Raw genomic sequence first — 25,499 nt, 5'->3', positions numbered from 1 at the left:
GGGCTAAAAGGGGGAGTTAGATGGATCAGCATTTGCTCGTCTTTATTACAGTCGCAGAAAAGGAAAACTTCTCCCGAGCTGCAGAAGAATTGCATATGACTCAGCCAGCCGTCAGCCAGTATATTCGAACATTTGAAGAAAATATCGGTACAAGACTGCTTGAGCGCACCAATAAATACGTCCGTCTCAACAAAGCAGGTGAGATTGTTTACCACCACGGAAAAGAAATTATCGGCTTATATGAAAAAATGCAAAGACTAGTGGACGATATGGCCAACAAAGCAAGCGGTCCCTTGTCAGTAGGTGCCAGCTATACATTTGGCGAGTATGTGCTCCCCCATATTATTGCTGATTTACAACATCACTATCCCGGAATCAAACCTTCAATCACAATCGGCAATACAGCAGATGTAGCTGAAGCTGTTAAAAGGCATGAACTGGACATTGGGATTGTGGAAGGGCATTTCAAACAGGAACAGCATATGGAGAAGGAGGTTTTTGCGGAGGATCGCATGGTAATCATCGCATCCCCTGACCATCCGCTTGCTCAAAAAAATAAACCAATCGCTTTAACGGAATTAGAAAATGAAACATGGGTGCTTCGAGAAGTGGGATCAGGGACACGAGAGGCCGCAGAAAGCTTGTTTAAACAGTTTGGCGTCACACCCCGTCACATGATTAACTTCTCCAGCACGCAGCCCATTAAAGAGGCAGTTGGAGCGGGGCTTGGCATCAGTTTGTTATCAGAGTGGGCTATTCAAAGAGAAGTGATTAGTGGAGATCTTCTGCCTATTGACGCAGAAGGGTTGCCCGTTAAAAGACAGTTTTCTGTAGTAACAGCTTCACCTTTTCGGACAAAAGCGCTTCAGGCATTTATGGAGCTGCTTCACGGGAACAAATTGCTCAAAGAATAAAAGCGGAAATGCAACTCTAGGGGGTAGACGATGATGCAGGACATGGAACTTGGCAATAATTTTAACAGCGCGTATATTTCATAATAAAAAAATAGAACATCATCCAGCAGTCAGTCTGGATGATGTTCTATTAACGGGACGATATTAATCCACTTTTATCACTGCTTTACCTTGTGCATGACGTGTTACCGTTTTTTGCAAAGCCTTGATTCCGTCTTCGAACGGATAAACGTGTTCAATCGTAAGCTGCATCTCTTTATTGGCAATGTCATGCACCATATTGTTTAGAGATTGCTTAATGTCGACCTGATGTGACACTTGCTCAACCTCAATGCCTCTTTCCCCTGCAACACGCTCGCCTGAGACTGTGACGACTTTACCACCGTTTTTCACCGTCTGCATGCTGTCATAAGCGGTATTGGGCTGGATGGCCAGGGCGGCGTCCACGCCCTCTCCTAGTGCCCATGCCCGAACCTGTTCAATCCAGTCTTCGTCACGGTAATCAACGGTTTTATCCGCACCCAGGGAACGCATGTATTCATGATTTTTGCTGGAAGCGGAAGCTGCGACTTGATAGCCTCTGCTTTTAGCCAGCTGTATAGCAAATGTGCCGATCGCGCCTGAAGCGCCGGCAATGAATAACGTCCCGCCACGTTCCATATTAAAACTGCTCAACGCCTTGATCACCGTATTTCCGGCTACAGGAATAGCCGCTGCTTCAGTGAAATCCATTTGCTCGGGGATTGCGAAAATTAGTGAATTCTTATCTAGAACTGCATATTCTGCCCAAGTACCACCTTTAGGCTGCATCATACTGACAAAAGCAATACGATCACCTAATCCATACTCCGCCACATTGTCACCGGTTTTTTCAATGATACCAGCTCCTTCAATGCCAATGGTGTACGGATAGGTCACATCAGATGCATGAAAATACCCATCATGAATCCCTACCCCAATTGCTTTCATCTTCACCAGCATCTCATTTTCATTTATGTCAGGAATCGGCATATCAACAACTGCCAGATCTTCTGGATTTCTGCTTTGCTTAACAATCGCCTTCATCATCGCCACCACCGTATCTCCTTTCGTATATCTAATATACAAACAGTGTATGGCTAAAGTTCCACTAACACAACGGATGTGTTTCAAACCTCCCCTTAAAAATTTCTATTTTATAAACTACCCTTACAACACAGTCGACACAAACTGCGAACCAGTGAAAACTTGGAATGACTGCTTCTGGCAACTGACCATAATGAGAGTATCGTGATTTGCGCTGCGGGAAGTTGCTTTCCGCGGGCACGGCCTCAGCCTCCTCGAGGAAGACCACCTCTGCGGGGTCTTCGGACTCGTGCTGTTCCCGCAGGAGTCGACTTCCCTCCGCTCCAATCACTCTATGTTATTAAGTGGCATGAACGGTTTTACTCACATAAGAATTAGAGAATAACCTCTCATATCTAGCTCGGGGAAAACACGGAGACTCCTGTGGGAGCAAAAGCCTAGATGAGACCCCGGAGCGCGCAGCGCGAGGAGGCTCATCAGCGCCCACTGGACGCGGAGTGTTTTCCCCGAGCGGTTGCCAGTGGCAGTCATAAAATCCCAAATTAAATCTAACTAATTAGTTCGCAGTTTACAGAAAATGCGCATATATGATCACAGTTCAATTTCACCGCGTTTCTTGACCGGTTTGAGGATTATTGCTATGTTTGTTTCATTATTGCAAGTAGAAATTTGGAGGACAGTTTATGAATGCTGTGGCCCAGTATATTAAAAATATAACACCAAAACAGATGATCATGGCCGTTTTGGCAATGTTAACGGTGGCAGGTTCAATTATTTTTGTCCACCATAATTACAGCTTATACAACCGTCCGATCGCGCATGTGCTGGAAACGTCCATTACAGAAACGACGTCCGTCACAGATCGCCGCGGAAATGAAGATCACATTTACACACAAGAAATCATAGCGGAATTAAAAAACAGCGATTATAAAGGAAAACGAATCCGCCTCGTAAATGACTATTCTGACTCAGGTGCCTACGATCATGAATTTAAGGCTGGAAATGATGTGTTCGTTTCAATTGATAAAGAATCGCTCGAAAAAAACACACTGACTGGCGGGATCACTGATGTAAAGCGTGATCATTATTTATTAATCATTGTATGGATCTTTTTCTTAACCTTACTCCTAGTTGGACGGAAACAAGGCCTATTTGCCGGCATCAGTCTAGCAGTGAATATCATACTTCTTTCGTACGCGTTGGATATATACGTGAGCACCGGTGTTAACTTGCTTATTATTTGCGGCCTCACAGCCATCATTTTCACCGTGTTATCGCTCTTGGTGATTAACGGCTTTAACGAAAAAACGTATGCTGCCATCGTGGCAACCTTATTAGGCACCTCTATGTCGTTACTTATTACCTTTCTGGCTTTATGGATTACCAATGAAAACGGTTTGCGCTATGAAGAGATGCAATTTCTTACTCGGCCGTATACGCTTGTGTTCTTGGCAGGGCTGTTTATCGGTTCGCTCGGAGCAGTCATGGATGTAGCTATCTCCATCGCCGCTGCACTCTTTGAACTCTATGAAAAAGACCACAATATATCAGCGGAAGCTCTGAAAAAGTCAGGGTTCGACATTGGAAAAGACATTATGGGAACGATGACCAACATTTTATTTTTCGCTTATATCAGTGGTTCAATTCCGATGCTGATTGTGTATATTAAAAACTTCTCTCCACTAGACTTTACGTTATCTGTGAATCTGTCACTGGAGCTGGCACGAGCACTCGCTGGAGGGATCGGTATTGTCCTAACGATTCCAATTGGTTTATATACGACACTGTTTTTCATTGAACGAAGGAGGGCTAAGCAGTGAATGTACTGATATTGCTTTCCGTTGTTTTACTCATCTTGATGATCGCGATCGGGGGTAAAAAAGGTCTCCGTTCATTTTTCTCGTTATTTATCAACTTTGCGATTATCATGCTGACGGTTCTGTTTATGCTTGACCCGGCTGTGGATCCTATTATCCTGACCGTTATCGCATGTACGGCCATCAGCTGTATTAACCTATTTTTCATTAACCAGATCAACAATAAGACTGTAACGGCTTTTATTGCCACCGTCATTACGATCAGCATTATGGTAGCGTTCATCTATCTATTTGCCAAAAAAGCCAAGATCCAGGGCTTTGGCGAAGAAGAAATAGATGAACTTAAAGTGTTTTCCCTTTACCTTGGCGTCGATTTCGTGAAAATTGGTGCTGCCGTGATCATTATGAGCACGATCGGGGCCATAACAGACGTGGCCATCTCCATCACATCCCCGATGCGTGAAATATTTCAGCACCACCCCAGCATCAGCCGAAAAGAACTTTTCAAATCCGGTTTGCTCATTGGCAGGGACATACTCGGCTCTAACGCGAATACTTTGTTTTTCGCTTTCATCGGTGGTTATTTGGGTCTGCTGATATGGTTTAAAGATCTGGAGTACACGTTTGGCGAGATCGTCAACTCCAAAGTGTTCAATGCCGAGATGATGACCATTTGCTTTGCGGGCATCGGCATTGCCCTAATCATCCCGATTGCCTCGTGGGTCAATGCGTATTATTTGGTGAACAGGCGCGAAAAGCATTTGGAAGCAGATAAAGAGAAACATTAATACGGAACCAACTGAAATCTCTGAAACCAATCACATCTCCTAAACGTAATTGTAGCTAGGAGGGGAAACGTGATATGCTCACTCAAGATACTGAACATAAGGTTTCTCATTTTGCGAACACTTATAACCAACTAAAACAAGAGCTTACATGGACTGCTAAAGACGTGATCATCACAACAGCGGCCTTGTATGCAATTTAAGCAACTAAATCACCTTACCCACTATTCTATATGGAGGGATAGATATGGGCGCATTGTCCGTGATATTCGGAATTGTGATCGTTATGTTGTTATTGTACAGCATTTTACCAGCACCGTTTGGTTGGATTGTAATGGGTTTAATTGCCTTAGTCGCACTTAGCTGGTGGCTGTACGAGGGCCGAAAGAAAACAGCCCAGCAGACAAAAAGTCAGCATCCGGAAGAAGGCAGTTTTGATGAACAAAAGCTGACAATTGAGACGAAACGACAAGAAGAACGATTTGATAACAGAAGAAAGTAGTCAAAGCTCTAGCAGGCTGGCATGCCCAACTTCATACTTTATTCCCTAAAACAACGGCACTGTCTTTGATGACAGTGCCGCACTTGTATTGAGCAATGATTTATTCGCTGATCGATCCACATGCCAGCCGATCACCGGCATCACCAGAAGGCTGTGATTTCCCATCGTCAGCACCTTCGTGAATCACTAAGGAAGTTCCTTCTTCTTTCATGAGTGAGAGGTCGTCACCTTCCTCTAATGTGACATCTTTAGCGAGAAATGACTGTGTTACTGTGCCATCTTCCCCGACTACAATATTAGGCATATCTCCGGCATGCGGTCCCTCTGGATCATCATAGCCATGATTGGTGTCTTCGGGATTAAAGTGACCGCCTGCTGACTTGAAATCCGGTGCCTCACACTGCCCTTTTTCATGAATGTGAAAAGCATGTGTGCCTTTCGGAAGGTTTTCCCCTTCAAGGGTGACTAGAACCCCGTCAGACTTTTCTTCCAACATGGCCGTACCTACTGAATCGCCATCGCCATTGTTCAAGTCTACTTCAACTGTGTCACCATCCGATTCCTGCTTGCTTTCATCGCTATCTCCATTATTCTGATCAGTTTGTTCTGAATTTGCATCAGCTTGATCCGTGTTTCCTTGTGTATCCGAGCTATTATCCTCTGTGTTTCCGCCACAAGCCGCTAAAGCGACCGTAGTGATGAAAATAATCGATAAAAACAGCAAACGTTTCATTATAAAACTCCTCTCTAAAGTCATTTTTGCTAGACTATTTACTGCAAGGACAAGTTCTAAACATATTATGAGAATAATCATTCGAAAGTACCAGATCTATATAACGGTTTGTTTGCTTTCACTTGCATGGAAACCAATTTATTCCAAATAGTGTGTTCATAATACTGAAGTTGTGATACAATGTTCACACTATACGAAATTTTGTTTTTATGATATGTGGTTCTTAATTAAGAACATACGTTTCAACTTACGTGGTTAAATAAGGGGGGCCTACATGGCATTAACTCGCACCATTTATACACTGGTTTTTGTGTTTTTCCTCCTTCTGCCTTTTAGTGATATCACTCACGCAGAAACAACTACTAAAGACACCCTTTTAACGAACCACACCGAAAGTATGCCTCTGGATGATGACATTGAAATCTTTGTTGATAAAAACCATGAGTATGACATCGCTGACATTTTAACCGGTAAAGCAAGAGACCGATTTGAACCCTACACCGGGATAGGGCGGCCAAATTTCGGTTATACGCAGTCCACCTACTGGGTTCGGTTTGTTATCAATAATCAATCGTCACATAAAAAATGGATGCTGGAGTTAGATACACCGAAAATTAACCGTGTTCATTTATATAAACCTCTATCGAACGGGGCTATCAAAGGACAACCACCGGAAACCATGATCCGTTTTCCGATAAACCTATTTTCCATAGGACTTTTGTGTTTGATTTGTCGTTGAAGCCTCAAGAAAATCAAATCTATTATATGAGGCTTGATACCAAGGGGTCCATGCAGATCCCACTGACGGTATGGGAACCCGCAGCTTTTGACAAAAAGTCACAGACAGCTTATATGTTATTTGGCATTTTAGTGGGAATCTCTGTCGTTATGGCTTTTTACAATCTATTCCTTTATTTCTCCATTCGAGATCGCAGTTATCTATACTATGTTTTATTTGTTATCTTCAATGGCCTACTTTATTTGTCAGACACAGGGCTGGCTTTTCAATTCCTGTGGCCAGAAATGGTCAGATGGAATCTGCTGGCAGTTGTCACATTTATGTGCCTGGCCAGTATCGCCACACTATTATTTGCCAGGAGCTTTTTACAGACACATCAGCACATCCCAAAGCTCGATCGTTGGTTTAAAATGGCTCTTGTTGTCACAGCCTTCACAACCTTGTGGAGTTTCTTCTCGTTCACCTATGCCATGTATGCCGCTATTCTCTGTGTGGCGTTCACCATTTCACTGGTGATCACGGCCTCCATCATTAGTCTAAAAAATAAATATCGCCCGGCGCGGTTCTTTATGCTTGCTTGGGGCATCTTTCTATTTGGCGTATCTGTATCAATCCTGGTTGATGTCGGCCTTATGCCCCTCACCCCATTTACCAAGTATGCCTGGCAGGTCACCACAACACTCGAGATCGTGCTGCTTTCATTTGCACTTGGAGACCGGTTTAGAACTATGCGGAATGAGAAGCAGCAGGCAGAAAAAGAAGCACTCAGAAATCACCAGCTCGCCCTAAAAAACTTAAGACGTGCTGACAAACTGAAAGATGAATTTCTGGCTGTGACATCCCATGAATTAAGAACCCTTTGAATGGGATCATTGGAATTGCTGATACATTGAGAAGTGGCGCTGCTGGTAAGATCTCCCCTGAATTAGACCGCCATTTGTGGATGATTGTAGTGAGCGGCAGACGTTTGGCGAACCTGGTCGATGATATTATGGATTTTTCCAAGCTGAAACATAATGACCTTGATATTCGGCCGGTTCCAGTCGATCTGTTTACACTGACTGAGGTCGTTTTAACCATCTGTGAACCACTGACAAACAATAAATCCGTTCAGCTGCAAAATGAAATTGATCCATCAACCCCCATTGTGATGGCTGATGAAAACCGTCTGCAGCAAATTCTTTATAACCTGGTCGGCAATGCCATTAAACACACTGACAAGGGGCATGTCACTGTCACTGCTAAAAAAAACAACAACCTCATAGAGATTGCTGTAATTGATACGGGTAAAGGGATCTCGTCACACGAACTGGAAAATATATTTGAGCCCTTTTACCAAGCGGATTCCAGTCTATCCAGGGAAGCTGACGGGTCCGGAATTGGACTCAGTCTGACAAAGCGCTTAGTTGAATTGCACCAAGGTCAACTCACTGTCTCATCTACATTGGGACACGGTTCTACGTTCACCTTTACATTGCCGATCAGTGAAGAGCAAACCAGTAACGCGGAATTGGATACGGATTCTTCATTAATCACCCGTCTCTCAATTGAAGACAATGTTGATGTTGCCCCCGTTGCTGCCACTTCCACCCATCAGGGAGCAGCCACAATCCTGATTGCTGATGATGAGGCTGTTAACCTGCAAGTGTTAAAAAATCAACTCTTACTAAATGGATATAATGTGATTGCTGTATCAAACGGAGAAGCGGTGTTGGAAGTTGTGCAGGAGCAAACTGTTGACCTGCTTATACTTGATATTATGATGCCAAAACTATCAGGTTATGACGTGTGCCAACATTTGCGGAAACATTACTCTCTAGTTGAACTGCCCATTTTGATGCTCACTGCCAAAAACATGATGAACGACCAATTAACCGCATTTGAAGTTGGCGCGAATGATTATTTGGCAAAACCTTGTGATCGACAGGAGCTTTTATCCAGGGTGGAAACACTGCTGAAGCTCAGCCATTTAAATCAGGATCTGAAAACACTAAATTCCCAGCTTGAAGCAAAGGTTGATGCGCGTACACAGGAACTAAGAAATGCCAACCAGGGTCTGTTGGATATGGCAAAGACCCGACGCATGTTACTGGCAAACATCGCCCACGAATTGGGAACACCTGTTACTGTGATCAAAGGCTATATGCAAGCTGTGCAGGAAGGGCTGATGGAAGAAGGGGACCCCCGTTACCTTAACATGGTAGATCATAAATTGAAGATGCTCAGCAGACTCATCGGAGACTTATCAGAGCTGTCCGAGCTTGAAGCAGGTACACTGCCCCTACACCGTGAAGCAATTAATTTAAACGATTGGCTTGAAGACATCCATATCAAGCATGAATCCTATGTGACACAAGAAAATCGTATCTTTTCTTTTAAAAAAGTCGGCAACACAGCTCTTTACAAAACATACACTTGTCATATCGATATTGGGCGCATGGATCAAATGACTTCCAACCTTGTCTGGAATGCAGTAAAACATACTGAACCGACTGAAGGTACAATTACGATGACAGTCTCTTTAAAAGAAAAGACAAGCGAAGTGATTTTGCAACTTGAAGACAATGGTCATGGCATTCATGAAGAGGAACTGCCGTTTATTTTTGAACGTTTTTATAAAGCCGCGCATAAATCAGAGGAGGACATCCCAGACGGGTCAGGTTTGGGGTTGGCTATTGCAAAGGAAATCGTTCAAGCACACGACGGCACCATCTGGGCTGAGAGTCAGCTTGGCCGAGGCACCACCTTTTTCATTGCTTTACCAATTTATACTGCATAATTGTCAAAGGAGGGTAAAGACAACCATGTTGAAAGAAACAATTCTGATCGTTGACAATGAAGAGAGTATACGAGATATGATTCAATTTTATTTAGAGAAAAAAGATTACACCGTCCTGACCGCAGCCAGCGGACAGGATGGTCTCAATCTGATAGATCTTGAACTTCCCGATCTCATATTGCTGGATATTGAGATGCCAGGTATGGACGGATTTGAAGTCTGCCGCGAAATCAGGAAAAAAAGAACCCTTCCGATAATCTTCTTAAGTGTACGCAGAAGCGTCATGGATAAAGTAAAGTGCTTTGAATTAGGCGGAGATGACTACCTCATTAAACCATTTGATTATGCCGAGCTTGAAGCTAGAATAAGGGCGAATCTTCGGCGTTATCACCAGAGGGGGACTCAGAATCCAAATGGCTTATTTTTGATGAACTTAAGATTCACCTTTCCCGCTATCAATGTTACATTAACGAGCAGCTTATCCCCCTCTCTGCCAAAGAAATGCAAGTACTCATTCTGCTCGCCAAACGTCCGCAGCAAATCTGGAGTGCCGAAAAGATATACGATCATGTCTGGGGATTCGAATCCGCTGGGGACATTCAAACTGTTAAGGTTCATATCAGCCATTTACGTAGAAAGCTCGAAGCAGACCCTGCAAACCCAAAATATATCCAAACAGTTCGTGGATTGGGTTATGTATTTGCATCTGATTGATCAATGAATTTTTTCTTTTTATGCAAATAGTTAACCAAGACTTAACCTTTGGCTGGTATATTCATTTACACAACCTGGAAAAGTCAAAGTGTTATTGACATCCAAATATATAGGGGAGGGTATTAAATGAGCGAAAATCAACCTGATAACAAAGAGCAAACGGTCTTTAAAGAAGAAGGTGCCTCTATAGAAGGCGCTCAAGCACAAGAATCAGAGAAAAAAACATCGACAGGACTCGATAGAAATGTAGCTGCACTATTATGCTACTTAGCTGGCTTTGTAACTGGTATTGTTTTTCTTGTTATTGAAAAAGAAGACCGTTTTGTCCGATTCCATGCCCTGCAATCGATTGTTACATTTGTCATCATATTTGTAGCAAGCCTCGTACTGACAGCCATTCCGCTGATCGGCTGGATCATCGGGCTTCTGCTTTCACCGCTTTCCGTTGTGTTGTGGATTGTGTTAATGTTAAAAGCTTATCAAGGAAAGGAATTCAAGCTTCCTATCGCCGGGAATATAGCTGAAAAACAACTGGATCAAATGGGCAATAAATAGAGTGAAAACAACCTTTTAACGACTGCCAATTTTCTTAGTGACTCGCATAGGAATTTCAATAAACGTATTCTGAAAAAGGCAAACTCATTGAAAGGTGAGGACGCAAAATCACAGGTCTAATGTTGGTGGTACATCAACAATGACGGCTGGGTTACCGGGACATTCTGGGGGCGGGAATGTGGTTATGTCTGATCAAATACTCGATGAAGAGTGGTTGGAGTTGATTAAAACAGCAAAACTTTTAGGACTTACTGCAGAAGAAGTCAGAACGTTTCTATTAAAAAATACTAAAAAAGCTAATGCCTGAAACTCCTTACAAAAGCCAGGCCCAGACAAAAACAACTCGTGTCCTGGCCTGGCTTTTTATATGAGGAAATTTCATATTTTCCGTAAACTGCAAACTAACTTATGACTGCCACTGGCAACCGCTCGGGGAAAACACTCCGCGTCCAGTGGGCGCTGATGAGCCTCGGGCCCACAGGAGGTGGGTCATGAAGGCGTTGTGACAGGACGTCACGGTTTTAGCCTTCCTTCCCCTACTGCGCGCTCCGGGGCCTCACCGAGGCTTTTCATCCCACAGGAGTCTCCGCGTTTTCCCCGAGCTAGGTGTGAGAGGTTATTCTCTAACTCATATGCGAGTAGAACCGTCCAAGCCACTAAATTAAATAGAGTGATTGGAGCGGAGGGAAGTCGACTCCTGCGGGAACAGCACGAGTCCGAAGACCCCGCAGCGAGCTACACTAAGGATGGTCGACTAAGACCGTCCTTTGCGGACAACGTCGACATACCCCTTGCCGGGGCAAGGAGGCTGAGGCCGTGCCCGCGGCTAGAAGACACTGTGAAAGTGGGTTTCTTGAACAGATGTCGCACTTGAGCTGTGATAAAGTTAAAGCGACTTCCCGGAGCGCAAATCACGGTTCTCTCATCTTGAGTATGAGTCAAATATTCATTAGTTCGCAGTTTGTGTCAATTATTTATTAAAAGTGCAGATTCAGGGAGGGTTTAGTTTCCCATTAGTGCGTTTCCGTCGTTATCAACCATTGTGACGGCTTCGTCTATGATGGTTTGTGGGACGCTAATTTCGTTAAGTTCATTAAACCCATCCAATGTTATCGCAGTATCGATTGAAATGTTATATTCCCCTTGTTCTTCAGGCACTTGGGCTTCGTAATGAATTTGATATTCTTTTACAAACGCTGTATCTTGATCAATGACCATTTCATAGGAACTGTTCATTTCCTCAAGATCCATCGGTAATTCTTTCTCCAGCATTTGCAACATGTCTTTTACCCCACCGTAAAGAGAGGATCTGATTTGGTCATACTCGCCTGAAAATGTGAGCACATATTCACCCTCAGTCTCAATAACCTCAAATTGATCACTATACATAAGATGCGCCTCAATCTGTGCATCTTGTATAAATGGCGACAATTGTTGACCGCCATTGGGATTGGGAACAACACCCCACTCTACCTCATGAACAGAAGAATGGATGTAATGAACATCACTCATTTCATAGACTTCTGATACGATTGGTTTAGCAGCATTACTCTGGATTTCAAGTGCAAAATGCTTGGAATAAGGTTCTTTTAAAAGCATAGTCATATCCAGCTTCTTTTCTTCAACAACGGTCTGACCATCCATAATTTCTTTTATATCGGTCCTTCCGTTCATATGAACACTGTTCAAATCAGCCATGGCTTCAAATGACTGTCGCAGAATGGTTTCAGCGTCTATTACCATATCCTCTCCATCATTGTCATCAGTTGATTCTGCTTCTTCCGTTGTCTCTGCTTCCCCCTCCAAATCCGTGGTATCAGATTCTTCTTTATCGTCATTTTGTGCACTTCTTGTTACTTCTTTTATCGGTACATCTCCACTAGTGCTATTCACGGGAGCATTTGAGTCGTTTTGATTGCATGCCACAAGAAGCACAACGCAAAACAACATAATCAAAAGAATAAACCTTTTCAATATGCGCTCCTCCCACACATTTAAACACCACCTTATTTAACTTCTGTCTATTTTTTGGAAACACCATAAGTCACTGTTCCAGTTTGCGCTTCAAATTGGCCTATATTCACAGTGAAGTACTCAGAATCTTCATCATCCGAATTATTTGCCGAGAGCATATAGCTCTTATTTCCATCTCTTTCTGTTTTATTATCTAACTGTATCTCCAGGCCTCTGATGTCTGCATAATCTTTTACCGCGTCATATAAACTTTCACTGTCATCAGTAAATGAGAAATGAACTGAATAAACAGTTGCGTCGTCCTCTGTGATTGTATTTACCATGGTGATCTCAGCACTTTCTGGTATTGGAAACTCTTCAGGAAAACCATCAGGAAGTTCTGTGTCTTCGCCTGACTCTGATGAAAACTCCCCTTCATTTGTTTTCATCTTCATTTTTGTGTTTCCTTTCTCATCCGAATCAATATCAATACTGCCACCTTCTTTATCATTGATGCTGACTTTCCCATCTTTTGCATTACTTACATCGACAGTCGTTTCTTCACCATTCTCGTCTTTAAGAGTGAAAGTGCCACAACCAAAAAGGAGCATACCCATAGTACCGACGATCAAAATCAGCAAATATTGTTTCATTATATTTCTTCCTCCTTCTATCCTTTAATAACACATTTACATTATATGGACTGAAGGTTAACTCAAAGTTAAGAAACAAAAAATGACACTGTTCTTATGTAAAAGAACAGTGTCATTGGAGTGTTGATTCAGTAAGCTTCCAGCCAGATTCGAACTGGCGACCTCTTCCTTACCATAGTTATGGGCTTTACTGTCAATATGTAGCTTTTTCTCTCAAACCATTGATGTACCGCGCTTTGTTTTTCGCTGTGTTCGCAATTAATATCGTTAAACCCCGAATAATTGAGGGGTATTTCAGACGTACGTCACTTGGATGTCCCCCTCTGTTAGGATAGTTGTCGTACGAGGCAAACGTGGTATGATTAACTAAATCACACGGAGGTCATCGTAATGACAAATAAGCGATATTCAGAGGAACAAAAAACGGCGGCATTGAAGCGGATGATGCCACCACAAAATGAATCAGTGAAAGCATTGAGTAAAGAGACTGGCATCTCAGACGTGACACTGTATAAGTGGCGAAAGGAGGCCAGAGCGTCTGGTAACGCAGCTCCTGGCAATGGGCAAACCAGCGATCGATGGAGCAGCGAAGATAAGTTTCTTGTCGTCATGGAGACATATGCCATGAACGAGAAAGAAATAGCGGAATATTGCCGGAAAAAAGGCTTATACCGCGAACAGATCAATGCCTGGCAAGAAGCTTGCCTTCAGGCGAATGGAAAAGCTCTTGGCTTGTCTAAAGAGCTGAATGGACAGTTGAAAGAGGAAAAACAACGATCACAGTCTTTAGAAAAAGATCTAAAAAAGAAGGAGAAAGCATTGGCGGAAGCGGCTGCGTTGTTACTTCTTAGAAAAAAGGCCCGAGCGATTTGGGGGGACCAAGAGGACGAATGATCGATCCGTCAGATCGCTTACGTGCCGTAGAATTAATTCAGGAAGCCAATCGAAATGGCGCGCGTCTTTCAAAAGCATGTGAAGAATTGCATATTCACGTACGGACTTATCAAAGGTGGGTGGCTGAAGGCGATGTCAAGATCGATCAACGTCCTCACGCAGAGCGGCCAATACCCAAGAACAAAATATCAGAAGAAGAAAGAACCGAAATTCTGGAGGTTGTAAACCAGGAATCATATGCCGATTTACCTCCCACACAAATTATCCCCCTTCTGGCTGATCAGGGGAAATATATTGCATCCGAATCAACGTTTTATCGCGTACTACGCGAAGAAAAAATGCAGAATCATCGTGGCCGCAGTCAAAAGCCCAAAAAGCGAATTCCCGAAAGTCACTTGGCAACGGCACCGAATCAGGTTTGGACTTGGGATATCACATGGCTCGGCGGCCCTGTGAAAGGATTATTCTACCGATTGTACTTGATCCTTGATCTGTTTAGTCGCAAAGTTGTTGGTTGGGAAGTGTGGGAAACAGAGGAAGCTCAGTACGCTGAAAAGCTCGTCAAAAAAGCTGTACTGAAAGAGGAAATCAAAGGCAGGCCTTTAGTACTGCACTCTGATAATGGCAGCCCTATGAAAGCCGCAACGTTCCTTGGATTGCTTGAGACCTTGGGTATTCAAAGCTCATTTTCCAGGCCCCGAGTAAGCAATGACAATCCATATTCGGAAGCGATGTTCCGGACACTTAAGTACCGACCGGAGTTTCCTCATGAAGGTTTTGTCTCCTTGGAGGAGGCGAGAAAATGGGCAAGTCAGTTTGTCGAATGGTATAACGACGTTCATTTACACAGTGCTTTAAATTTCGTGACACCTGTACAGTGCCATAATGGGGCATATAAAGATATTTTGGCACAACGTCAAGTCATCTATGAACAGGCAAAACAAAAACATCCAGAACGTTGGGGATCCAGGGGCACAAGGGATTGGTCTCCTCATGAAGAGGTTGCACTGAATCCAATGCGTGAGGATACTGCCGTGGCCTCAGGTGATTCATAGAGTGCCTATCACCTGATGATTTGAAATGAAAAATGGTTCACCTTTCATTTTAAATCATCAGGGCAGCAAGCGAAGCGCGGTAGCTATGATCACTGGGTATGAAATTTTAAAAAATAATTAGCTGAATGCGACAACTATGTTGACAAACACCGATGTCACTTTAGTTAAGGATAATGATTCCTTTGTAAAACTGTTGTAAAGTTTTTTTATTGAATGCATGAAGAACCAGCCTTTGCATAAATTTACTATGATGGCGTACTGCCTTATTACATCATGCCCGGCGTGTTGTGCTTTTTTTGTGCTTTGTTGAATTGTGAAATACTGTGGAATCAATGGTTTTGAGCGCCTCAAAAACAAAGATAATTGTGTGTGATTTTGTATTGTTGTTTATTCTTGTATTTGGTTTTTTGGTTTTATATTTAGCACATCAAATAAACATGATATATTTTTATTAAAGTTGCGCGCACATTTTTTACTAGCAGATATATTTACTCTTTCACGCGCTCTTGTAACACCAACATAAAATACACTAAGTTGTTCTATAAAAACCATCTCATTATCTTCATTCAATTCAATTTTACAATTCTCTTTGTAGTCACAATCAATACACATTCCTCTCCAACTAGGAAGTTTTCCTTCTTCCATATCCATCAAAAATACTTCATCCCATTCCAATCCTTTTGAGGAATGGATAGTTAAGATCTGAATATCATCTTTTATTGCAGAGAGATAGCGACTCAATTCATGTTCTAAAAGAACTTCCAATATATATTCCGTTTTTTCCTTTTGCGTTAACTTTCTATATGTGCTGTTGACCACAATAGAGTTTACAAAGGCTTTAAATAATTTTAAAAAGCTACTCTTTGTATCTATATCTATTTCAGTAGACGCTAATCTATACTCAACCTTTTGAAACCATTTATTTATTTCGGATTTAATAATTTTTACACTGCTCATAAAATGTTTTTGAAATTCACTAGCACATATTTCATGAAATAGTCTGTAATCTTTATGGTTAACATCAATATTTAGTGCATTATAAAAGGTAATGTCCTGATATTTTAATTCGTTAATCAAAACATCAACATCTTGTCCACGCTGCGGAACTAATACAGCAAAATTTCGCTGCGAGTTTTCTTCAATACCCTTCTTTAACCTAGATACAATGTCATGTACTTCTTCTTGATGTGTCTCATGGTATTTAATGTATTCACTATGTGTTTTATCTAGCTTATTATAAGCATTAGATGCTACACTTCTGACTTTATTGTCTATCATTAACATTTCTCTATTATCTTTAAAGCGATAGTTCGTCTGAAGTTTATAATACTTACAATCATACTTTTCACTAAATATATCAAATAAATTGGGAACAGTACCAATAAATCCGTAAATTCTTTGAAGATGATCGCCATATATTTGAAGTTTTACTTTTTCATTAGTCAATAATAACTCTAATAACATTAAATTCAGATGGTTACTATCCTGAAATTCATCAACCACTATATTGGTGAATAATTGTTGATAAAAAACCAACAATTCATTATTTTCTTTTAGCAACTGTATCGTTAATGTAATAATTCCGTTGTGTGTAATATAGTTATTAGGTAATAATTGATTAATAATAACATTATTATATTCTTCTATGTTATTATGTATAAAAACTGCTTTGGCAGTTTTTACAGCTTCATTGTATTTGCCTACAACCATCTTGTCCTCTTTAGACACCAGATAATTCCCAATTGCTACTTCATCATCAATAACATCTAACTCCTCCATTCTAAGAAGTTTTTCACTAAATTCCACACCATATTTCCGTAGAATTAACCTTGCCAATCCATGATAGTTTGTAATTTTCACTTTCCTTTTTATTCTTTTTTTCAAATTATCAGGTAAACAAGAAATTTCTTTTTCAATATCTTGTTTCATTTTACTAGTAGAATTAATACTAAATGTTATCATCAGAACTTTTTCGTGGTTTTTAGGCTTATTACACAATAAATCATAAACTACTTTATTTATTAATACTTTTGTTTTACCATAACCGGCAGGAGCCTCGACAATAAACCTTGGAGCAACAGATTGAATTACTGATAATTGCTGAATATCAGAATTAAAGTAATCAATAATCTCATTTTGATATTCCAATAGTTTATTCATCTGACTTCACCAAGTCTTGAAATGCTGCTTTAAAACAATCCGGGGTCACTAAAGCATGTTCCGCAACTAGCATTCCATTGACCACCCCTTTATTACCATCACTTTTTAAATCCCGAATAAAATTCTCTTTAACTTCCGCAAAAATTAAATTCTTTTTTTCATCTTCGAGTCTTCTTAATTGTTCAATAAAATCACTAGAAGTGGTTGGATTTAAATCTATATTAAACTTCTTCGCTACTCCCATGACACGACTGATAAGACAAACATCTTTTGCTTCATAAAAATCAATATATTTATCGAAGTTATAGCATTCAACAATGTCATCTTCAAATTCTGTTAAAGTTGTTTGAAATAGTCCCTTAATTCCTTGGTATCTTGGTTCATTATCTATATTACCATTATCTTTATCTATAATTCCGACAACTTTAACCCCGAAGTTTTCAAATAATTTCATTAATTGGGGGACTCTTTCTACGCCATGTGAGTTTAAAACGCTGATTCCTTCTTTATTTGGATTAATACCCTCTCGTTCAAACAATGGATTAACCGCACCAATTTCTGTTTCTCCCTCTACAACTAACACCTTTTTTGCGTAAAATGCTTCCTTTAACTCATTAAAAAATCTGTATAAATGCTTTTCTAATGATTTTCCTATATCTATATCCAATCCATTTTTCACTAAAACTTCTTCGCTTAAATTCCTGTAAACTCTAATTATCTGTTTATAGTCATTATCTAGTATAAAAGGAGAATGTGTAATAATAAATAATTGTCCCTGTATAGCGTCAATACCGAATAAAAAATTCAGCAATTCATTAAAATTCTTATCCTCATTGTTTAGTATACTCTTAATATAATGAATGAAGTACCTCTGTGAGTGAGGATGTAGATGTAATTCGGGCTCATCGATAGAAATGATAACATTTAATGTTTTTCTACCTTCTACCTCAATGATTGCGTTCTGTTTCTTATTATTAAATATATTTGATATTTGATTTAATAAAACAAGAGGAATAGAATTTAAAAATTGGGTACCCTCACCTAGTTCATTAAGTTCATATTTTTCTTCTGCTAAAAGTTGAATTAACCGACCTAACATATTATTAATACTCTCGCCTGTACCAGCTGTAATATTAAACAGATTAAAAGTATCCAGTTTATGGATATAATAGTTAATAGAATACAACAATTGATCAACAGCATCTTCGTTTAATACTTCAAAATTTTCTTGTTGAACCAAGACCTTTTTCATCAATTCATTCAAAAAATTGTTTTTCCCATTAAAGTTTAGCTCTTTATTGGGGTTTCTTACAGAACCGTAAGAAATAAAGTGTGAAGACTTTATTGCTGTTCTATATATTTCATCCCCTGTTCTTTCCTCATAATACTTAATATTGTCTTCTATAGTCTCTTGCTTTATCAATATATTTATTATTGTTTTATCCTCACCAAATGCAAAGTAATCATCAAATATACCTATTTCTCCATCTTCTATTTTTAATTTTGCTTTAACTTCTAATGGTTCATCTTTATCGAAGAAATCCTCTTCTTCAAATTCTCTCCTATTAAATATAATATTTAGTAAGTCTAAGACATTAGTTTTCCCAATGTTGTTTTCACCAATAATAAAATTTATATCATGATTAAATTTGAACATCTTTCCAGATAGATTTCTGTAATTATATATTGTTAATTGTTTTAGCCTAATTTTAATCCACTCCTATAATTTGGAGGTAGTAACAGTGCACTAAAATTCAGTGACAAGATAGTTGATATTTCCATAGACTGTTTTAAGTATCTTAGTACCAACAATTTTTGCAATAACATTTCCAACCTGCAACTTTATCCAAATAAAATCCTTAATGTTTAATAAAGAAAAAGAAGGTGAGCAATTCTACCTTAACTCATCATCCAACGGCACAACAACTTCATCCAACACATTCCTCCACTCACGTTTCATTCCAGGGCCATATTTGAATGGTTTGGCATCAGGATTTACTGCTTTATACTTATCAAAATCCCTACTGTCAATGATTTCACCGATGTTTGGTATAGGATCCATTCCAATCATATATTGAACCTGGGATAAATGAAGTTCATCTTTGTCTACGAACCATGTATTTGCAAAATCTTCTATTGCTTTGTTTTTTCGCTCCGTAAAGAATGCTCTTTTAACAATAAAAATATCTTCATCTTTATCAACTTCTTCATTATCAATTGCATTTAAAATGTACCGATACACATTTTTAACAATTTCTGTTTTTTCTAGTTTTTGAAGTGCATTTTCTATATCGTCACGGATATTTTTATTATTGGCTGAGTATGTTTCAAGTAGCTTATCAATATAAGTTGCATCAACATCATAAATCTTGGCTGCATTCGCGCCGTAAAATTCAATATCAGAGAAATCAACATCTGGTTCATCGCCAGAATCCTCGTCATCGATTAATGATCCTTTAACTGTGTTATATACGCCAAAAGATTCTTCAATCGTCATGACTTGATCTCTAAGTGTATTTGAAGTTTCCATATCATCGTTGTATTCGTTATAGGTTACAAGCGCCTCGTAAGCATTATTTAATTCTTGAAACGCTTTTACAAATTCAACTCGAGTTTCAATGGGCGTATGCTCGTCTATATTCTCAATGTGAGGCGCAATTGTCTCCAATTCTTTGTGCGCCTTTTTAAAACGTTTCTTTGAATCATCGTACGTTGGATAGATTAAGGTGGATTCTTCTCTATCATCAGAGTATAGCTTTGTTGCTTCCTGCACATTATATTCCATTGTGTAAGGCTTCCTGAAGGTCACAATTAATCCCTTTGTCTTTTCTGGGTATGTCCGATTTGTTCGCGAAAAGGCCTGAATCAAATTGGCATAACTTAAATTCCGATCAACAAAAAGGGTTTGGACAGTAGGTGCATCAAATCCTGTTAATAAGCGTTCGACAACAATCACAAGGTCAATTTGTTTCCCAAACTCTTTAAATTCCGCCCTCTTGCGGGCTAAACGGTTATTAATATCGCCATTATAACGATCTACACTTTCAAGTGACCAAGCCGTATTATAGTAATCATTATAATCCTTCATGATTTCTTTCATTTCATCTTGACTCTCTGCTGCATGATCCTCATTTTCTTCTAAAGAATATGTAATCGCAATTCGTGGAAAGTCTGGGTCTTCCATGGTACGTCCTTTTCTTATAGGATGATCAGGGAATTCATTCTTCATCCAGTCTGGATCTTTCGTCACTTCCTTAATAGCATGATAATAACGTTTTGCCATATCGATAGAACTGGTTGTTAAAATGGCAGATTTCTGCGGGCGCCCATTTTGAAAGTCAAATTTCATATAAGCATTATCTGGACGAAAGATCTTGTGAATCACCTTTTGAATATGCTCATCACTTTCAAAAACAGATGGTTCGATATACTTTTCCTTCTCGATTCCATCCATTTGATCAATCACATCGTTTATTTTAATATCCGTGGCGTCAGCATACTTTCCACTCTGCCTGAGTTGGTCATAAATGTGATTATTTAAAGACGTGCGTTCAATGGTGTCTACATGTTCTACTTGAAACCCTAATACAGATTCATCCTCTAAGGCATTTTTAATAGTATAGGTATGTAAAACATCTCCATACTGATCACGTGTCGTCCTCGCTAACTGCCCTTTCGCCTGCTTCTTATTGACGTTAAAAATTGGCGTTCCTGTAAAGCCAAACCAAGTAGAATTTGGAAAGAAACCTTTCATTTTTTCCATACCTTCTGCACTTAATGCGCGGTGACATTCATCCACGATAAACACGATATGCTGGCCTAATAACTTTCTAAATCGTTGCGTACCTTTATTCTCTTCTACCTTCTCGGCATAACGCAAGGCAGACTCTAGCTTTTGGCGCGTAGTGATGATGACTGTATTTGTATTGGCATCAGAGAGTAACGTATGACTTAACTCTCTTGCACTGCCAGTACCTACTATTAAACTATTAGACCTCGCGTTACCAGAGGAGATACCAGTGTTATATTCTGAAGCAAATTTTGTGAACTCGGAAGTCGTTTGGTTATCCAAGTCTTTACGGTCAATCAACATAATCGTCCGGTCAATACCCGGTTTTTGTGCTAATAGCTTGGTAGATACAAAACTTGTTAATGTCTTCCCAGAGCCAGTTGCATGCCAAACAAACCCGGACTGATGCTGCATTGCAGATTTATACAAGGCCTGGATGGCATGGATTTGGTAGGGTTGTAAAACCATTAATGTCTTATTATCCTGGTCTTCACTCACAATCGTGTAATCAGCAATTAATCGGTGCGCATCTGGAATATTTAAAACTTGTTTCACAAATTCATAAAGATTTTCTATCTTTTTATTGTCCGTCGTTCGCCAACTAAATAGGAATTTTTTATGCATATCTTTTGGCATCGCATTCGCGAAATAGCGTGTCGTTTGTTCATTAGACACAACAAATAATTGCAATGTAGAGAAGATATTCCCCCTGTACATTCCTTCTTCAGCATATTTCTTAATTTGGTTAAACGCTTGAAACACACCATCTTTTGCGCTTGCTTGTTTTAATTCAATTTGAACGATTGGTAGACCATTAATTAAAAGAGTGACATCAAAACGACGATCACGGTCATCTGCATGCATTTTTGTTTGGAAATTTGGTGAACGACTTCATATGTAGAAATGCCACCACCTATATCACGATTGGAATACAACACTAATGACATCTGCCCTAAGTCAGTATTTTCTCTTTCAATCGTAATGCGTGCAATACCATTCTCCCCTTTAAGCCACTTTGCAGAATCAAAGGGGTTTTTGTCTTTAATAGTAATTCAGTTTTGATCGTGTCGAACTCTTTATCTGTAATCGGATGCTCACCAATTTCAGATAAGTTGTTTTGTGTTATTTTTTCACGCAAATTGTTCCAGAGGGCGTTTTCCGATTTTAAATCAGGACGGAAATCCCATTGATTATACCCTTCTCCCAGCACTTCAATGAGCCGATGTTCGACTTCAGCTTCATCATTATGGGATAAACTTGTCATGATTCTTCCTCCTCTCTGGTGCTTAGACAAACATTTTTTGTAGGAAAGCTTTTTTGGTTTGTTTTAAGGTTTCTAGTTCTTGTTGATGAAAGGCTATGGTGTCGTCTAGTTGTTTGAAAAAGTTTCCGATTTTGGTTTGCTCTTTAATATCTGGAATCATATACTTTATTGATTTTAAATCCCTGGAATAAATAGCTGCAACACTTGTTGTTCCTACTGCTCTTGCTTTTACCTGTCTAATTAAATCTTCTGTATTATATAGATAATTAAAGAAGTATGTATCTATATTCTTTAAAGTGCATCTTGCAATGTTGCTATTAAACGCATACTTTTCATCTTCTAGAAACCAAGTTGCACCCTTCCCAACTAATTCAAGTGTATTTCTTGTATTAAAGAAAAAATCTCCATTATAAATAAGATTTTCTTTAGTAATAACTTCATTAGTATCTAGGTATTCTAATTTATCGAAAGAAATATATCCCCTTTGAATATTACCCATTTTAATCAGTGGAACGCCGCTATTTATTTCATTACCTAGTAAATTTGTACCTGTTTGAATTGATATAATGTCATCTTGAAATTTATGTTGTTCCCAAGATTTGCTAAACCCTGGAAACCGAATCTCCGGCACAGACTCTCCTTCTTTTGGAAACATTTTTTGCAAGAATCCCTGTTTTGTTTGCTTGAGAGTATCTAGTTCTCGTTGTCGATACATAATAGCGTCATCCATTTGTTTAAGGAAGATACCTATTTTAACTTGTTCATTTTTGTTAGTTATATAAGGAAACTTGACGTTTTTAAAGCTATCATAAAACAGATATTCCCTTACACTTCCTTCGGTATTTCTTCTTACTTCGTTAATAAAAGTTGGCGATTTCATATCGGTGTTTGTCAACATAGTTGTCGCATGAAGCAGTTTAGCTTCTTTAAATTTCACGCCATATGACCATAGCTACCGCGCTTTGCTTGCTGCCCTGATGATTTGAAATGAAAGGGAAAACCATTCTTTCATTTCAAATCATCAGGTGATAAAAAACCCATTCTATTAATCTCCTATAGCCAATAAAGTCTCTTCACGCATAGGATTCAATGCAACCTCTTCATGAGGTGACCAATCCCTTGTGTTTCTTGCGCCCCAGCGTTCTGGATGATGTTGCTTTGCTTGTTCATATACGTCATGCCTTTTTGCCAATATATCTTTAAATTCTCCACTATGGCATTGTGCAGGGGTCACGAAATTTAAACCGCTGTGTAAATGAACCTCGTTGTACCACTTAATAAACTGTCCTGCCCACTTTCTCGCATCCTCCAAGGAAGCAAACCCTTTATGAGGGAACTCAGGACGGTACTTAAGTGTGCGGAACATTGCCTCCGAAAATGGATTGTCATTGCTTACGCGCGGCCTAGAGAACGAGCTTTGAATGCCCAAGGTCTCAAGTAACCCAAGGAATGTCGCGGCCTTCATAGGGCTGCCATTATCAGAGTGTAGTACCAAAGGGCTGCCTTTTATCCCCTCTTTAAGCACAGCTTTCTTTACGAGTTTCTCAGCGTATTGGGCCTCCTCTGATTCCCATACTTCCCAACCCACAGCTTTGCGACTGAACAGGTCAAGAATCAAATACAGTCGGTAGAACAGTCCTTTCACAGGCCCCCCAAGCCATGTGATATCCCATGTCCAAACTTGGTTCGGCGCAGTTGCTAGATGGCTTTCAGGAACCCGTCTTTTGGGCTTCTGACTGCGGCCACGATGATTCTGCATTTCTTCTTCACGCAGTACGCGATAGAAGGTCGATTCAGATGCGATATACTTCTCCTGATCGGCCAGTTGCGGCACAATCTGAGTAGGAGGTAAATCGGCATATTCTTCTCGGTTCACAACTTCTAAAATTTCTGCCCTTTCTTCTTCCGATAGTTTATTTTTAGGCGTGGGCCGTTTGGCATGCGGGCGTTGATCGACTTTGACATCGCCTTCAGACACCCACCGCTGATAGGTCCGCACATGAATATGCAATTCTTCACATGCCTTTGAAAGACGTGCGCCATTTCGATTAGCTTCTTGAATCAATTCCACGGCACGTGCGCGATCTGGTGGGCCTATCATTCGTCCTCTTGGTCCCCCAAATCGCTCGGGCCTTTTTTCTTAGGAGTAACAATGCGGCAGCTTCTGCCAGCGCCTTCTCCTTTTTTTGAAGATCCTTTTCCAATGTTTTGGATCGCTGTTTTTCCTCTTTTAGTTGTCCAGTTAACGCTTTGGCTTGGTTAAAAGCATTGCCGTTTGCCTGAAGGCAAACTTGTTGCCAAGCATTAATCTGTTCACGGTACAAGCCTTTCTTGCGGCAATACTCCGCTATCTCCTCCTCATTCATGGCATATGTTTCCATAACAATCAAAAACTTATCTTCACTGCACCAACGGTCGCTGTTTTGTCCGTTTCCAGGTGTTGCCGCACCTGACTCCCTGGCCTCTTTCCGCCATTTATACAACGTTGCGTCGGAAATACCTACTTCCTCACTTAATGCCTTTACGGATTCATTTTGTGGTGGCATCATCCGCTTCACTATCGCAGCCTTTCGTTCTTCTGAATAACGTATCCCATTATTTGTCATTACGATGACCTCCGTGTTATTTAGTTAATCATACCACGTTTGCCTCGTACGACAACTATCCTAACAGAGGGGGCTAATGATGATGTTGACGAGGCACTCGAAGAAGCCAGACGCGAAACCGATCCTGATACACGCAAAAAACTCTATAAAGAAGCCCAGGAAATACTCATTGATGTAGCACCAATGATCTATATCCACCACCAGGAGTATCTGCTGGGAGTAGATGACTCTGTGAAAGACTTCGATATTGACGCCCAAGGAATCTATCAAATCCATGAAACATATATCGATTAAAACAATTTGAAGCTATCAAAAATCTCCACTTATCGAAAATTGATAAGTGGAGATTTTTTTGTTATTGTCAAGAAATTTAATCAAAAACAAATCATTATCACCCTAAAAAAATCAAATAATACTCTCTTTGTAAGCGTTTGAAAAAACTAATACCCGTATAAAAAACATCAATTAGTCAAACGCTTAAATCGGTGGTACATTAAGAATGTAAGTTGTATATACAATTA

Annotated in this window: 20 protein-coding genes, 2 pseudogenes and 1 riboswitch; of the genes and pseudogenes, 13 read left to right on the top strand and 9 right to left on the bottom strand. The window is 40.1% G+C overall.

Translation table 11 applies throughout. The features are described from left to right. Positions 1-20: 20 nt before the first annotated feature. A complete protein-coding gene (locus JNUCC1_RS09315) occupies positions 21-914 on the top strand; it encodes a LysR family transcriptional regulator (RefSeq protein ID WP_156645158.1) in 894 nt (297 codons plus the stop codon). A gap of 144 nt (positions 915-1,058) precedes the next feature. Here JNUCC1_RS09315 and JNUCC1_RS09310 read toward each other — a convergent pair whose 3' ends face one another. Further along, positions 1,059-1,982 (bottom strand): NADP-dependent oxidoreductase, encoded by a 924-nt coding sequence (locus tag JNUCC1_RS09310; protein WP_197431707.1) that lies wholly within the window; start codon positions 1,980-1,982, stop codon positions 1,059-1,061. 680 nt (positions 1,983-2,662) lie between these two features. Between JNUCC1_RS09310 and JNUCC1_RS09305 the strand changes: the two genes are divergently transcribed. The 4 genes from JNUCC1_RS09305 (at position 2,663) to JNUCC1_RS09295 (ending at position 5,083) form a co-directional block, all read left to right on the top strand. After that, entirely contained in the window at positions 2,663-3,799 is a 1,137-nt protein-coding gene (locus JNUCC1_RS09305; RefSeq protein WP_156645157.1) for a YibE/F family protein, read from the top strand. Then, positions 3,796-4,584, top strand: a complete 789-nt coding sequence (locus tag JNUCC1_RS09300; RefSeq protein WP_331713688.1) for a YibE/F family protein — start codon at positions 3,796-3,798, stop codon at positions 4,582-4,584. Before JNUCC1_RS09305 ends, JNUCC1_RS09300 begins: the two co-directional genes overlap by 4 nt. A gap of 74 nt (positions 4,585-4,658) precedes the next feature. Next, positions 4,659-4,784, top strand: coding sequence for a hypothetical protein (locus JNUCC1_RS19025; protein WP_269448146.1), 126 nt, complete (start codon positions 4,659-4,661; stop codon positions 4,782-4,784). A gap of 44 nt (positions 4,785-4,828) precedes the next feature. Further along, positions 4,829-5,083 carry a hypothetical protein gene (locus JNUCC1_RS09295; RefSeq protein ID WP_156645156.1) on the top strand — a complete coding sequence of 85 codons (255 nt, stop codon included), beginning with the start codon at positions 4,829-4,831 and terminating at the stop codon, positions 5,081-5,083. 100 nt (positions 5,084-5,183) lie between these two features. Here JNUCC1_RS09295 and JNUCC1_RS09290 read toward each other — a convergent pair whose 3' ends face one another. Beyond that, positions 5,184-5,816 carry a superoxide dismutase family protein gene (locus tag JNUCC1_RS09290; RefSeq protein ID WP_156645155.1) on the bottom strand — a complete coding sequence of 211 codons (633 nt, stop codon included), beginning with the start codon at positions 5,814-5,816 and terminating at the stop codon, positions 5,184-5,186. 274 nt (positions 5,817-6,090) lie between these two features. Between JNUCC1_RS09290 and JNUCC1_RS09285 the strand changes: the two are divergent. From JNUCC1_RS09285 to JNUCC1_RS09260, 6 genes and pseudogenes are all read left to right on the top strand, one after another. Continuing rightward, a pseudogene (locus tag JNUCC1_RS09285) lies at positions 6,091-6,572 on the top strand (7TMR-DISMED2 domain-containing protein); the annotation flags it as partial. A gap of 9 nt (positions 6,573-6,581) precedes the next feature. Then, complete coding sequence (locus tag JNUCC1_RS09280) at positions 6,582-7,418, top strand: 7TM diverse intracellular signaling domain-containing protein (protein ID WP_442915451.1); 837 nt, start codon at positions 6,582-6,584, stop codon at positions 7,416-7,418. Further along, the gene (locus tag JNUCC1_RS09275; protein WP_156645152.1) at positions 7,415-9,334 is read left to right on the top strand and encodes an ATP-binding protein; all 1,920 of its coding nucleotides are present in this window, start codon (positions 7,415-7,417) and stop codon (positions 9,332-9,334) included. Before JNUCC1_RS09280 ends, JNUCC1_RS09275 begins: the two co-directional genes overlap by 4 nt. 25 nt (positions 9,335-9,359) lie before the next feature. Then, the gene (locus JNUCC1_RS19495) at positions 9,360-10,055 is read left to right on the top strand and encodes a response regulator transcription factor (protein ID WP_442915439.1); all 696 of its coding nucleotides are present in this window, start codon (positions 9,360-9,362) and stop codon (positions 10,053-10,055) included. A gap of 119 nt (positions 10,056-10,174) precedes the next feature. Further along, on the top strand, positions 10,175-10,603 hold the full coding sequence (locus JNUCC1_RS09265) for a DUF4870 domain-containing protein (protein ID WP_156645151.1): 429 nt from the start codon (positions 10,175-10,177) through the stop codon (positions 10,601-10,603). Between the two features lie 67 nt (positions 10,604-10,670). Further along, positions 10,671-10,762, top strand: a riboswitch (cyclic di-GMP riboswitch). A 25-nt stretch (positions 10,763-10,787) separates the two neighbouring features. Then, entirely contained in the window at positions 10,788-10,910 is a 123-nt protein-coding gene (locus JNUCC1_RS09260; RefSeq protein WP_156645465.1) for an anti-repressor SinI family protein, read from the top strand. A gap of 695 nt (positions 10,911-11,605) precedes the next feature. Here the strand turns inward: JNUCC1_RS09260 and JNUCC1_RS09255 are convergent. Together JNUCC1_RS09255 and JNUCC1_RS09250 are read right to left on the bottom strand one after the other, a co-directional pair. Then, the gene (locus tag JNUCC1_RS09255; protein WP_156645150.1) at positions 11,606-12,577 is read right to left on the bottom strand and encodes a DUF6612 family protein; all 972 of its coding nucleotides are present in this window, start codon (positions 12,575-12,577) and stop codon (positions 11,606-11,608) included. 47 nt (positions 12,578-12,624) lie between these two features. After that, positions 12,625-13,209 (bottom strand): hypothetical protein, encoded by a 585-nt coding sequence (locus JNUCC1_RS09250; protein ID WP_156645149.1) that lies wholly within the window; start codon positions 13,207-13,209, stop codon positions 12,625-12,627. Between the two features lie 390 nt (positions 13,210-13,599). On the opposite strand from JNUCC1_RS09250, the gene JNUCC1_RS09245 reads away from it, so the two are divergent. Then, positions 13,600-15,158, top strand: a protein-coding gene (locus JNUCC1_RS09245; RefSeq protein ID WP_156645148.1) for an IS3 family transposase whose coding sequence is annotated in 2 segments (ribosomal slippage) — positions 13,600-14,068 and positions 14,068-15,158 — 1,560 coding nt in all. Because the reading frame shifts where the segments join, the coding sequence is not laid out codon by codon here. A 387-nt stretch (positions 15,159-15,545) separates the two neighbouring features. Here the strand turns inward: JNUCC1_RS09245 and JNUCC1_RS09240 are convergent. The 5 genes and pseudogenes from JNUCC1_RS09240 to JNUCC1_RS09220 all read right to left on the bottom strand — a co-directional run bounded on the left by JNUCC1_RS09240 (position 15,546) and on the right by JNUCC1_RS09220 (position 24,978). Next, on the bottom strand, positions 15,546-17,318 hold the full coding sequence (locus JNUCC1_RS09240) for a UvrD-helicase domain-containing protein (protein WP_156645147.1): 1,773 nt from the start codon (positions 17,316-17,318) through the stop codon (positions 15,546-15,548). Beyond that, the gene (locus JNUCC1_RS09235) at positions 17,311-19,026 is read right to left on the bottom strand and encodes an ATP-dependent nuclease (RefSeq protein WP_331713734.1); all 1,716 of its coding nucleotides are present in this window, start codon (positions 19,024-19,026) and stop codon (positions 17,311-17,313) included. The genes JNUCC1_RS09240 and JNUCC1_RS09235 overlap by 8 nt, the downstream gene beginning before the upstream one ends. A gap of 186 nt (positions 19,027-19,212) precedes the next feature. Next, positions 19,213-22,372 (bottom strand): annotated as a pseudogene (locus tag JNUCC1_RS09230) (type I restriction endonuclease subunit R). 22 nt (positions 22,373-22,394) lie between these two features. Then, a complete protein-coding gene (locus tag JNUCC1_RS09225) occupies positions 22,395-23,309 on the bottom strand; it encodes a restriction endonuclease subunit S (RefSeq protein WP_156645145.1) in 915 nt (304 codons plus the stop codon). 108 nt (positions 23,310-23,417) lie between these two features. After that, positions 23,418-24,978 (bottom strand): IS3 family transposase gene (locus JNUCC1_RS09220; RefSeq protein ID WP_442915437.1). Its coding sequence is split into 2 segments (ribosomal slippage): positions 23,418-24,500 and positions 24,502-24,978, totalling 1,560 coding nucleotides; the frame shifts between segments, so codons are not numbered across the junction. Positions 24,979-25,017: 39 nt separating this feature from the next. Between JNUCC1_RS09220 and JNUCC1_RS09215 the strand changes: the two genes are divergently transcribed. Then, a complete protein-coding gene (locus tag JNUCC1_RS09215) occupies positions 25,018-25,272 on the top strand; it encodes a hypothetical protein (protein WP_156645144.1) in 255 nt (84 codons plus the stop codon). The last annotated feature ends 227 nt before the right edge of the window (positions 25,273-25,499 follow it).

The organism is Lentibacillus sp. JNUCC-1 (assembly GCF_009741735.1).
Classification (GTDB): Bacteria; Bacillota; Bacilli; order Bacillales; family Amphibacillaceae; genus Lentibacillus_B.
The sequence above is the reverse complement of the archived record's forward strand: the minus strand, read 5'-3'. Positions and strand labels throughout refer to the sequence as shown.

Bases quoted from the DNA above. Each gene is read 5' to 3' on its own strand.
- JNUCC1_RS09265 (WP_156645151.1), top strand. From the start codon at position 10,175: ATGAGCGAAAATCAACCTGATAACAAAGAGCAAACGGTCTTTAAAGAA.
- JNUCC1_RS19495 (WP_442915439.1), top strand. From the start codon at position 9,360: ATGTTGAAAGAAACAATTCTGATCGTTGACAATGAAGAGAGTATACGA.
- JNUCC1_RS09260 (WP_156645465.1), top strand. From the start codon at position 10,788: ATGTCTGATCAAATACTCGATGAAGAGTGGTTGGAGTTGATTAAAACA.
- JNUCC1_RS09305 (WP_156645157.1), top strand. From the start codon at position 2,663: ATGAATGCTGTGGCCCAGTATATTAAAAATATAACACCAAAACAGATG.
- JNUCC1_RS19025 (WP_269448146.1), top strand. From the start codon at position 4,659: ATGCTCACTCAAGATACTGAACATAAGGTTTCTCATTTTGCGAACACT.
- JNUCC1_RS09280 (WP_442915451.1), top strand. From the start codon at position 6,582: ATGAGGCTTGATACCAAGGGGTCCATGCAGATCCCACTGACGGTATGG.
- JNUCC1_RS09295 (WP_156645156.1), top strand. From the start codon at position 4,829: ATGGGCGCATTGTCCGTGATATTCGGAATTGTGATCGTTATGTTGTTA.
- JNUCC1_RS09290 (WP_156645155.1), bottom strand. From the start codon at position 5,816: ATGAAACGTTTGCTGTTTTTATCGATTATTTTCATCACTACGGTCGCT.
- JNUCC1_RS09310 (WP_197431707.1), bottom strand. From the start codon at position 1,982: ATGATGAAGGCGATTGTTAAGCAAAGCAGAAATCCAGAAGATCTGGCA.
- JNUCC1_RS09315 (WP_156645158.1), top strand. From the start codon at position 21: ATGGATCAGCATTTGCTCGTCTTTATTACAGTCGCAGAAAAGGAAAAC.
- JNUCC1_RS09250 (WP_156645149.1), bottom strand. From the start codon at position 13,209: ATGAAACAATATTTGCTGATTTTGATCGTCGGTACTATGGGTATGCTC.
- JNUCC1_RS09240 (WP_156645147.1), bottom strand. From the start codon at position 17,318: ATGAATAAACTATTGGAATATCAAAATGAGATTATTGATTACTTTAAT.